Origin of the sequence: Vibrio makurazakiensis, assembly GCF_050337375.1 — a bacterium.
In the GTDB taxonomy this organism is placed as follows: Bacteria; Pseudomonadota; Gammaproteobacteria; order Enterobacterales; family Vibrionaceae; genus Vibrio; species Vibrio makurazakiensis.
In genome coordinates this window covers 20,739-31,136 of the sequence record NZ_JAKJSW010000040.1, presented here as the reverse complement: position 1 = coordinate 31,136, position 10,398 = coordinate 20,739, and the positions used below count along the sequence as shown (strand labels likewise).

Sequence of the window (10,398 nt, the reverse complement as noted above, 5' to 3'; positions counted from 1 at the left end):
ATTGAGAGCGAGTAATAAAACTTGCCCATATTTTGTGCGTCACATCTCAAGATGCATAGCTTAATTTAATCAAACGTGTGCAAATCATCGAACTGAGCTTCGGTGCTGTAGCCCTCTCACTGCGACTGAATATCAGCAGTTAACAAAAGAATTTATCGGTTGGAGTCATCGAGCCGAACCCCATTTATTCATTTTTGTAGAGGATTGTCATTGTGACAAAAATTATCGTTGTAGGCGGTGGAGCTGGTGGTCTTGAACTAGCAACCAAGCTAGGCCGTACATTAGGGCGCAAGAACCGTGCTCAAATTACCCTTGTCGACCGTAAAGCAAGCCATCTTTGGAAACCATTGTTACACGAAGTAGCAACAGGTTCTCTTGACGAAGGCGTTGACGCATTGAGCTACCGTGCTCATGCTAAAAACCACCAGTTTGATTTCCAAATGGGTAGCCTCAAAGACATCGACCGTGAGCGTAAAGTCATTGTATTGAGCGAACTGAAAGATGACGCTGGTGAACTACTTATGCCAAGTCGTGAGCTAGAATACGATATTTTAGTGTTAGCGATCGGTTCAACGTCGAATGATTTCAACACTCCAGGAGTTCGTGATAACTGTATTTTCCTTGATAGCCCAGAGCAAGCACACCGTTTCCGTAGCGAAATGAACAATCAATTCCTTAAGCTGCATGCTAATAGTGGTCAAGGTACGGTTGATATCGCAATCGTTGGTGCTGGTGCTACGGGCGTTGAGCTTTCTGCTGAACTGCATAACGCTATTAAAGAACTACGCACTTACGGTTTTGGTGATTTAGACTCTAGTAAGCTAAACGTAAATCTAGTGGAAGCCGGTGAACGAATTCTTCCTGCTCTACCTCCTCGAATTTCGAGCGCGGCTCATTCAGAATTGACTAAGCTAGGTGTGACAGTTCGTACTTCGACTATGGTGACACAAGCTGATAGCGATGGTCTTACAACTAAAGATGGTGAGAAAATTCCTGCACAAATCATGGTTTGGGCTGCGGGTATCAAAGCACCTGATTTTATGAAAGATATTGCTGGTCTTGAAACTAACCGCATTAACCAACTTGTTGTAAATGACACACTTCAAACAACACGTGACGAAGATATTTTTGTTATTGGTGATTTGGCGCAGTGTACACAAGCTGATGGTTCATTCGTTCCACCGCGAGCTCAAGCGGCTCACCAAATGGCAAGCTGCGCATTTAGCAACATTATCGCGAAGTTGAACGGCCGTGAGCTAAAAGACTATATCTATAAAGATAAAGGTTCTTTAGTTTCTCTTAGCCGTTTCTCAACAGTAGGTAGCCTAATGGGCAACCTTACGAAAGGCTCGATGATGGTTGAAGGCCGTATTGCACGTATCGTTTACATTTCTCTTTACCGAATGCATCAAATGGCGCTTCACGGTATCGTGAAAACGGCACTGATGATGCTGGTAGGACGTATTAACCGAGTATTACGTCCGAACTTAAAACTGCACTAATTTGTTTGTAATCCTTAATAAAAAAAGAGCTCATTGAGCTCTTTTTTTGTTTATAAGTGTTTGTGTGAGAGCCATGATTTATGGCACAACGGAAAAGACTATTCCATCTTTAGATTGGCCGTTAAAGATGAAACGGTTCCTAGCAAGTGACTCTTTTATACCACCACAACTTTCTATTAGGGCTTGGCTCGGCTTATTGTCTGGATCACATACAATTTCAAGGCGTGTTAGTTTAAGTTGTGCAAAGCAAAACTCAAATAAGGCGATCATAGCCTCTTTTGCATACCCCTGCCTTTGAAACTCATCTCCGATCCAATAGCCTAAACTCGCCATATTAAACGTGTGATAAAGCTCATTTATGGCTACCATCCCCAAGAACTTGTTGGTTTTTCTGTGGAAAACACCAAATCCAAAAGCTTCCGCTTTAACCCAGTTTAAGCGAGTTGCCAAAATGAACTTAGACGCTTCATCGATTGTGTAATCCGAATGGCACCAGTCTACCCATGGGTACAGGGATGGAGAGTGTTGGATGAGTTGAGCAAAAGTGTTGGCATCTTCAGGCTGAATGACGCGCAGGGCGAGGTTTGTGGAAATTATTTGAAAATCGGGGCTCATGAACTTTCCTACAATAAGCCCTCAGTTCAGAGGGCTGATGTAATTATTGCACAAGCTTATTGCTCGGCGACGCGACGTACTTGAATGATAATGCCAAGCAGAGGGTTGTCTAAGTAGTGAGTTTCAGTACTACGCATACGGCGTTTCTGTTCCATGCGGTAACTTTTTAAGAACTCTTCTACTTCTACTGTCGGTGACACTTCGGCTAGGTTACCAACTTGAACGTTACTTTCCGCATCGCTAACTGGAGTATCAAGTTCAACTGCTTGTTCCTGTAGCGTAATTTCACGAACGCTAGGAGCTTTTAGATCTAGAGTCGTTTCTGCATATAGATAGTGTTGGACGTAGACTTGAAACTTACCATCTAACTCGTATAAAGGTGCATCAATGGTTTCTTCAGTGATCCCGTCAGTTGCTGTCAGTAACTCTACTTTTTCAGAGCCATCGGAATTAAACTTTGTAGAGTAATCTTTACCCGCTTGAATGTGGAATACTGGCGCAGAAGCTTTACCGTTATCTCCTTGTCTCCAAGCTTTGTGCAATAACACTTTAAAGCCCGCGTGTTTCTTTAAGGAGTCTTTTTGTTCAAGCAATTTATACTCAGAGTAAGGCAGCATTTTAACGTTTTTTTGAGCGCGGTAGCTTGCGTCCCGAAATGAACCAACCTTTTCCATGTTGATCTCAGGTAACGTATTTGGCCATGACTCGTTCATTGCTTCTGCGTCAACTGCACGCTTAAAAATGAGCACTTCGATATCAAACTGTCTTTGTGCCAAGCTTGGCATGGAAACCATCAACAATAGAAGTGGGATCAGATTTTTCATTGTTTCTCCATTTTCCGCCCAATAGAGATTGGGCAGATTTTGTGTTCAATTGGTGGAAGTTAACTCGCAGGCAATAGATTCTGCTTAAATTCGTTCAACAAGTCGCCAACAAATTGAATACGTTTACGTCTATCCACTAATGGTACAGTAAACTTAAATTTGGTTGGACCTTCCATTGCAAATTTTTGAGGTTGAGACTGCAACAGTTTAACCAGATAAGTCGGGTTGATGTCAGCGTCAGGGTAGAATTCTAAGAATCCACCTTTATCATGAGCTTCAATTTTCTTCACTTTAATACTGGCGGCTTCTACTTTTAACTCGGAAATTGAAATGAGGTTCTTCGTTGCATCGGGCAAGGTTCCAAAGCGGTCGATCAGCTCTACTTTGWGTTCTGATAGTTCATCCTTATCACCCACGCTAGCGATACGCTTATACATAGATAAACGAGTATTGATGTCTGGGATGTAATCATCGGGCAATAGAGCGGGCAGTCGCATCTCAATTTCTGTTTGTTCTCTTAGAAGGTCGTCGAGTGATGGCTCTTTACCTTCTTTTAAGGCTTCCACTGCTTGCTCTAACATCTCCATATAGAGAGTGAAACCGACTGACTGAATTTGACCACTTTGTTCATCACCAAGTAATTCACCTGCACCACGAATTTCCAAATCGTGAGTCGCGAGTGTAAAACCAGCCCCCAAATCTTCCAACGACGCTATTGCATCTAAACGCTTGATGGCATCTTTGGTCATTGCTTTGGGATGAGGTGTCATTAAGTACGCATAAGCTTGGTGGTGAGAACGACCGACACGTCCACGTAATTGGTGAAGTTGTGCCAAGCCAAGGTTATCTGCGCGATCCATAATAATAGTATTCGCGGTAGGAACATCGATACCCGTCTCGATAATCGTTGTACATACCAACAAGTTGAAACGCTGGTGATAGAAGTCGTTCATGATACGTTCAAGCTCGCGCTCACGCATTTGGCCATGAGCGACGGTGACACGAGCTTCAGGAATGAGTTTTTCTAAATCGGCAGCGACTTTCTCAATGGTATCGACTTGGTTGTGCAGGAAGTAAACTTGTCCGCCACGCATAATTTCACGCAAAACCGCTTCACGTACAACGGCATCGTCGCTTTCACGAACGAATGTTTTAATTGCAAGTCGACGAGCTGGAGGAGTAGCGATAATCGATAGATCACGCATACCACTCATGGCCATGTTTAGTGTTCTTGGGATAGGTGTCGCGGTGAGTGTAAGAATATCAACATCCGCTCGCATCGCTTTCACTTTTTCTTTCTGGCGTACGCCAAAGCGGTGTTCTTCATCCACGATCAAGAGGCCAAGATCTTTAAACGAAATATCACTAGAAAGGAGTTTATGTGTACCCACCAAAATATCGACTTTTCCGTCCGCGACGTCTTTCATTATCGCTTTTTGTTCTTTTGCCGATTTAAAGCGAGAAAGAACTTCTACTCGTATCGGTAAGTTAGCGAAACGGTCACGGAAGTTTTCAAAATGTTGCTGTGCAAGCAGAGTTGTCGGAACCAATATAGCGACTTGCTTACTGTTATCTGTGCAGACAAAAGCGGCTCGCATGGCGACTTCTGTTTTACCAAAGCCAACATCACCACAAACCAAGCGGTCCATTGCCTTTGCTTGACACATATCAGACATGACAGCATTGATTGCAGTTGCTTGGTCGTCTGTTTCGTCAAATGGGAAACCTGATTTAAATGTTGCGTATTGACCTCGGTCTAAGGCAAATTTGTAGCCTGGCTTCAATTCTCGCTTCGCGTAAACATCGAGGAGTTCTGCTGCGACATCACGTACTTTCTCAGCGGCGCGCTTACGAGCTTTCGTCCACGCCTCTCCACCGAGTTTATGTAGTGGAGCGGTTTCTTCAGCGCCACCCGAGTAGCGACCAATTAGGTTTAGTGATGCTACAGGCACGTAAAGTTTGGCATCGTTTTGGTATTCGAGAGTTACGTACTCCGTCACCATTCCGCCGGCTTCTAAGGTTTGTAAACCAATATAGCGGCCAATACCGTGATCAATATGAACGACAGCTTGTCCTGGTTTTAACTCCGCTAGGTGGCGAATAACCGTGTCACTGTTGACACTCTTCTTATCTTTTTTACGTCGTTGAACGACGCGGTCACCCAGCAAATCACTTTCACAAATGAATGCAAACTTTTGTTCAGTGTGAATAAAACCGTGCTCTGCAGAACCTAAAACCAATTGATACTTATCTTTACCGGAAAGAGCATCTTGAAGGCAAGTGACCTCCTGCGGGCGTATTTTTATTCCCTGCAGTAATTCAGTGAGGGCTTCTCTTCGACCTTCTGATTCTACGGAGAAAATGACTTTGCCATCAAATGACTCGGTGAACTTTCTTAGGCTGGCTAGCGGCTCTTTGTTTTGGTGCTGGACCCCTAAGTCAGGTAGAGGCGCAACTGGGAGGTTTACTCGACCTTGTTTTGTCTCTATTTCTTCAATGTTAAGGTGCAGCTGAGCCTTTTGCTTAAGGCATGTATAGAGCTCATCTTTTTTCAGCCACAGTTGATCTGGAGTGAGCAATGGACGCAGAGGATCGACCTTGCGCTGTTCATAGCGTTCTGCTACATCACTTAAAAAGGTGTCGACAGCCGATTCAATGTCACCAAGTACCAGAACTTGGGTATCGTCACTCACATAATCAAATAGAGTCTCAGTGTGCTCAAAGAATAGAGGTTGCCAATATTCTATCCCTGCTGGCCAAGTTCCCTTTGATACTTGCATGTAAACCGACTCTGGCTCACGTCGAGTTTCAAACTGTTGACGCCAACGAATACGGAAGTCTTCAATGGCAGATTCAGATGTTGGAAACTCATGGGCCGGGAGCAGTCGAATCTCTTGAATATCTTCAATTGAACGCTGGTTTTCTGGATCAAATGTTCGAATTGTATCGATTTCATCATCAAAGAAATCAATACGATAAGGATCGCTGCTGCCCATAGGGAATAGATCGAGGATAGAGCCTCGACTTGCGTATTCTCCTGGTCCAAATACTTGGTCTACATAGCGGTAACCGGACTTTTCGAGCTGCATGCGTAGCTTCTCTAATGAAAAGTTGTCGCCCGTTTTTACCATTAAGGTGTGCTGCATCAAAAAGTCGCGTGGCGATTGACGTTGTAGCAAGGTGTTGATGGGAACTATGGTGACACCTTGCCCTTGAGTCGGCAAAGCATATAAGCGAGCGATACGGTCTGAAATAATCTCTTGGTGCGGTGAGAAGCTGTCATATGGGAGTGTTTCCCAGTCAGGAAACAATGCAACTTCAGCGGTTGTAAACTGCTCGATCTCAGCTTGCAGTTTTAGTGCAAGCTGTGGGTCAGGGACAGCAAGTAGAGTATGACTTGAATGTTGGGCTGCTAGCTCTGCGATTGAAAGTGCTAACGATGAACCAACAAGATTACCTAGTGATTTTTTGTCACCAGCACCTGCCGTCTTTGGCAATGTAAGAAGAGTCGTATTTGTCATGATGTAATTATTGGTTATCGCGATCTAGTGAGCGTTGGCGTAATAGTTTTTGTTGCTGATGTAGCGCAGCTTTAATAAGGAGGTCTTGGTCTGCATCTCGAAGCAAAACATATTTGAGTTGAACTTCAAAACCGTTTTCTTTTTCAGAGCATGTATTTACTTCTGCGTAGCAGTAAATTGCAGCCGCGGGACATTCCAAGAATAACTTGGCACGTACTTTTGTTCCGGGAGTGACTGCTTTGGTTGAGTGATATGAAAATTGACTCGCTCCAAAGCTGTAAGTATGAGTTCGAAGCTCAGGCTCATCTTGTTGAGAAAGCATGAAGCTGAGCAGCAAGTTTAACTTTGAATTTTGTGTTTCCAGCAAACCGATGACGTGCTTAAAATCGCTGTTTTTCAATTCCATTCGTGCATTGTCTGCCATTAAATCAAGTTGACTGAATTCACTAGCGACAATAAATGGCGCTGGGATCTCAGCTTCAAATTGAGTTTGAGAAGGCAAAATGAACTCTTGAGGCAAAGGCTCAATATTAGCGGTAAGGCTATGGTGAACGGTGAAAAACTCTTGCTCTGTCATGGTGAACTTCCTTGGATATTTCTATTGATTATCGCTATGTGAGCGGAGTAATCAAGGGAAGCAGTACTAATTGACTTATTTGACTGGATATTTTCAATTTAGACCTACAAAGTGAGTAGAATTCTCGCTACATTAAGTCGCATCCCAATTTGTTGGTTTTGAACATGTTTCATCCTATTTCTATTTTTATCGGAATTCGCTATTTAAGAGGTCGCTCTGGCGATCGCTTTAGCCGTTTCGTTTCTTACATGTCTACAGCTGGAATTACTATCGGTGTTATGTCCTTAGTAACAGTCCTTTCGGTTATGAATGGATTTGAAGCTCAATTAAAAGAGCGGATCCTAGGTGTGTTACCACAAGCTGTTATATCTTCAGATAAAGGTAAGACACCTTTATCTGACGAAGCCCCTGGATTTATTCAGCAGCTCTCTCAAAATGGTCAGGTAGAACCTATTGTTCGCAGTGAAGCGGTTATTCAAAGTTCTGCGCAATTAGCTGCTGGGCTTCTTATTGGTATTGACCCGGATGAAAATGACCCTATTCAAGACCACTTGATAGCGGGGCGATTGTCGAACTTACAAGCTGGAAAGTATCAAGTTTTCCTTGGTCACACGATGGCTCGCAGTTTAAAAGTATCGACAGGTGACAAAGTTAGGTTAATGGTGACCAGTGCCAGTCAATACACACCACTTGGTCGGATCCCGAGTCAGCGTAACTTCACTGTCGCTGGTATTTACAATACTGGGTCAGATATTGATGCTCAGTTAATGGTGACACACATTAAAGATGCTGGCAGGTTGATGCGCTATAAGTCCGATACAATTTCGGGCTGGCGTTTGTTTTTTGAGGACCCGTTTGCTGTTGCCGACTTATCCCAACAAACTTTGCCTGATGGGTGGGTTTGGAGTGACTGGCGTGAGCAACGAGGAGAGCTATTTCAAGCGGTTCGAATGGAAAAGAACATGATGGGCTTAATGCTTGGTTTGATTATAGGTGTTGCAGCTTTTAATATTATATCTGCTTTGATTATGGTGGTAATGGAGAAGCAATCTGAAGTCGCTATTCTTAAGACTCAAGGAATGAAAGGTTCTCAGATTATGGGCATCTTTATGGTTCAAGGCGCAAGCAGTGGTGTTATTGGTTCGCTGGGTGGTGGCGCATTAGGGGTACTACTCGCGTCAAATCTGAATACCATTCTAAGCGGTGCCGGAGTAGCCTTGTTCTCTTTTGGAGGGGCGCTCCCAGTTTTAATTAATCCGATACAAATTATCGTTGTGGTTGTCCTAGCTATTGCACTAAGCCTGGTCGCAACTGTATTCCCATCTTATCGTGCATCTTCTGTTAAACCCGCTGAGGCACTTCGTTATGAATAAATTTTTACACTGTCACGATGTTCGTAAAACGTATCGTGAAGGTTCACTAGATACTGAAGTGTTAAAAGGGGTGAGCTTCTCGGTTTCAAAAGGAGAGTTGGTTTCTATTATCGGTACGTCTGGTTCGGGGAAGAGTACATTACTGCATATTTTAGGAGCTTTAGACGATGCATCACAAGGTCAAGTTCACTTCTTAGAACAAGACTTAGCGAAGTTAAGCCCCAATAAACAAGCTAAATTGCGTAATCAACATTTGGGTTTTGTTTATCAATTTCACCACTTGCTTGCGGATTTTTCTGCTCTTGAAAATGTGGCAATGCCACTATTGATTGGCGGCGCTAAACCGCAAGCCGCCAAACAAGCGGCAAGAGAACTGCTGGACAAAGTAGGGCTATCTCATCGTGTGGAACACAGGCCATCTGAACTATCTGGTGGTGAACGTCAAAGAGTGGCTATCGCAAGGGCATTAGTGAATAAGCCAGATTTGGTGTTAGCTGATGAGCCGACAGGCAACCTCGACCACAATACCGCTTTAGCCATTTATGATTTGATGCGTGAGTTAAATAAAGAGTCAGGTACAGCCTTTCTTGTAGTTACTCACGATGGTGAATTGGCTGCAAAAATGGATCGCCAGTTACACATGCAAGATGGGCTGTTACTCAATGTCGATGAAGAGGTGCGTTAAGTGTTTCCATCATTGTCTTTATTGATTGGTAGTCGTTTTAGTCGTGCGAAGCAGCGTGACAAAATGGTGTCGTTCATCTCACTATCTTCTACTTTTGGTATAGCCATCGGTGTCGCTGTCATCATTATAGGTTTGTCAGCTATGAACGGCTTTGAGCGTGAGCTTGAGTCGCGCGTACTGTCAGTGATCCCGCACGGTGAATTTGAAGGTGTAAATAAACCTATAACGGAGTGGGCACACGTTATTGAAAAAGCGGTTGAACACGAAAAGGTTATAGCAGCCGCGCCCTATGTTCGTTTGACGGCTTTAGCCGAAAAAGGCAAAGAGTTAAAAGCTATTGAGGTACGTGGTGTTAACCCTGAAGCTGAACAAAAGGTATCAAGCCTCTCTAAGTTTATAGATAAAGAAGCTTGGAACAACTTTAGAGCGGGTGAACAGCAAGTTATTTTAGGAGCGGGTGTTGCTTCTGCTATTGGAGTAAAGGTCGGTGATTATCTTACTTTGATGATACCAACGGCTAGCCTGTCTTCTAAGGTACAAGCGCCAAAGCGGTTACGTGTCAAAGTCGCAGGACTGTTGGCTTTGAATGGGCAAATTGATCATAACCTAGCCTTAGTGCCAATGGCAGATGCTCAGCAATATGCCGGGATCGGTGATGGTGTAACTGGCGTTTCACTTAAGGTTAGTGAAGTACTGAATGCTAATCAGATTGTTCGTGAAGTGGGGAATGATCTGAATGTTTATGTTTATCTAAGAAGTTGGCAGCAAAAGTATGGTTTTCTTTACCGAGATATCCAATTGGTGAGAACGATTATGTACCTAGTTATGGTGCTGGTTATCGGTGTCGCCTGCTTTAATATTGTGTCTACTCTAATGATGGCGGTTAAAGATAGAGCTGCTGAAATCGCGATTCTGAAAACTATGGGTGCTACCAGCGGTTTGGTTAAAAGAATATTTGTCTGGCAGGGCGTATTTTCTGGTGTGTTAGGTAGTGTGGTTGGTAGTGTAGTCGGTGTTATTGCTGCTCTTAACTTAACGACAATGATTAAAGGGCTAGAATCACTAGTCGGACACCAATTTCTTTCTGGTGACATTTATTTTGTGGATTTCTTGCCATCTCAACTGGTGATGTTTGATGTTGTTATGGTTTCAGGAACTGCAATAGTACTTAGTTTACTTGCTACTTTGTATCCGGCCTCTAGAGCTGCGAAGTTAAACCCTGCTTCAGTGTTGAGTGCAAAGTAATTGAGGTGTTTCCTCGAAGCTCATTCTTCCTCGATACTCATCAAAAAAAGGACCTA

Annotated in this window: 8 protein-coding genes; 4 read left to right on the top strand and 4 right to left on the bottom strand. The window is 43.6% G+C overall.

From position 1 onward, the window contains the following. Nucleotides 1–212: 212 nt before the first annotated feature. Complete coding sequence (locus L4C33_RS06740; RefSeq protein WP_428811671.1) at nt 213–1,502, top strand: NAD(P)/FAD-dependent oxidoreductase; 1,290 nt, start codon at nt 213–215, stop codon at nt 1,500–1,502. 78 nt (nt 1,503–1,580) lie between these two features. Here the strand turns inward: L4C33_RS06740 and L4C33_RS06735 are convergent, their stop codons facing one another. From L4C33_RS06735 to L4C33_RS06720, 4 genes are read right to left on the bottom strand one after another with little or no spacing between them, the layout of a single operon-like run. Continuing rightward, nucleotides 1,581–2,117: a GNAT family N-acetyltransferase gene (locus tag L4C33_RS06735; protein WP_428811670.1), complete on the bottom strand. Its 537-nt coding sequence runs from the start codon at nt 2,115–2,117 to the stop codon at nt 1,581–1,583. Between the two features lie 56 nt (nt 2,118–2,173). Then, nucleotides 2,174–2,941 carry a peptidoglycan binding protein CsiV gene (locus tag L4C33_RS06730; RefSeq protein WP_428811669.1) on the bottom strand — a complete coding sequence of 256 codons (768 nt, stop codon included), beginning with the start codon at nt 2,939–2,941 and terminating at the stop codon, nt 2,174–2,176. A 59-nt stretch (nt 2,942–3,000) separates the two neighbouring features. Further along, entirely contained in the window at nt 3,001–6,462 is a 3,462-nt protein-coding gene (mfd, locus tag L4C33_RS06725) for a transcription-repair coupling factor (protein WP_428811668.1), read from the bottom strand. Nucleotides 6,463–6,469: 7 nt separating this feature from the next. Beyond that, nucleotides 6,470–7,039: a PilZ domain-containing protein gene (locus tag L4C33_RS06720; protein ID WP_428811667.1), complete on the bottom strand. Its 570-nt coding sequence runs from the start codon at nt 7,037–7,039 to the stop codon at nt 6,470–6,472. A gap of 164 nt (nt 7,040–7,203) precedes the next feature. Between L4C33_RS06720 and lolC the strand changes: the two genes are divergently transcribed. Genes lolC through lolE form a run of 3 tightly spaced genes read left to right on the top strand, consistent with a single transcriptional unit; the run spans nt 7,204 to nt 10,342 of the window. Continuing rightward, nucleotides 7,204–8,412: a lipoprotein-releasing ABC transporter permease subunit LolC gene (gene lolC, locus L4C33_RS06715; protein ID WP_428811666.1), complete on the top strand. Its 1,209-nt coding sequence runs from the start codon at nt 7,204–7,206 to the stop codon at nt 8,410–8,412. After that, nucleotides 8,405–9,097, top strand: a complete 693-nt coding sequence (lolD, locus tag L4C33_RS06710) for a lipoprotein-releasing ABC transporter ATP-binding protein LolD (RefSeq protein ID WP_428811665.1) — start codon at nt 8,405–8,407, stop codon at nt 9,095–9,097. The genes lolC and lolD overlap by 8 nt, the downstream gene beginning before the upstream one ends. Next, the gene (gene lolE, locus L4C33_RS06705) at nt 9,098–10,342 is read left to right on the top strand and encodes a lipoprotein-releasing ABC transporter permease subunit LolE (RefSeq protein WP_428811664.1); all 1,245 of its coding nucleotides are present in this window, start codon (nt 9,098–9,100) and stop codon (nt 10,340–10,342) included. Nucleotides 10,343–10,398: the final 56 nt, after the last annotated feature.

Excerpts from the sequence above, each read along its gene's own strand:
- L4C33_RS06735 (WP_428811670.1), bottom strand. The coding sequence starts at position 2,117 with ATGAGCCCCGATTTTCAAATAATTTCCACAAACCTCGCCCTGCGCGTC.
- L4C33_RS06730 (WP_428811669.1), bottom strand. The coding sequence starts at position 2,941 with ATGAAAAATCTGATCCCACTTCTATTGTTGATGGTTTCCATGCCAAGC.
- L4C33_RS06720 (WP_428811667.1), bottom strand. The coding sequence starts at position 7,039 with ATGACAGAGCAAGAGTTTTTCACCGTTCACCATAGCCTTACCGCTAAT.
- lolC (WP_428811666.1), top strand. The coding sequence starts at position 7,204 with ATGTTTCATCCTATTTCTATTTTTATCGGAATTCGCTATTTAAGAGGT.
- lolD (WP_428811665.1), top strand. The coding sequence starts at position 8,405 with ATGAATAAATTTTTACACTGTCACGATGTTCGTAAAACGTATCGTGAA.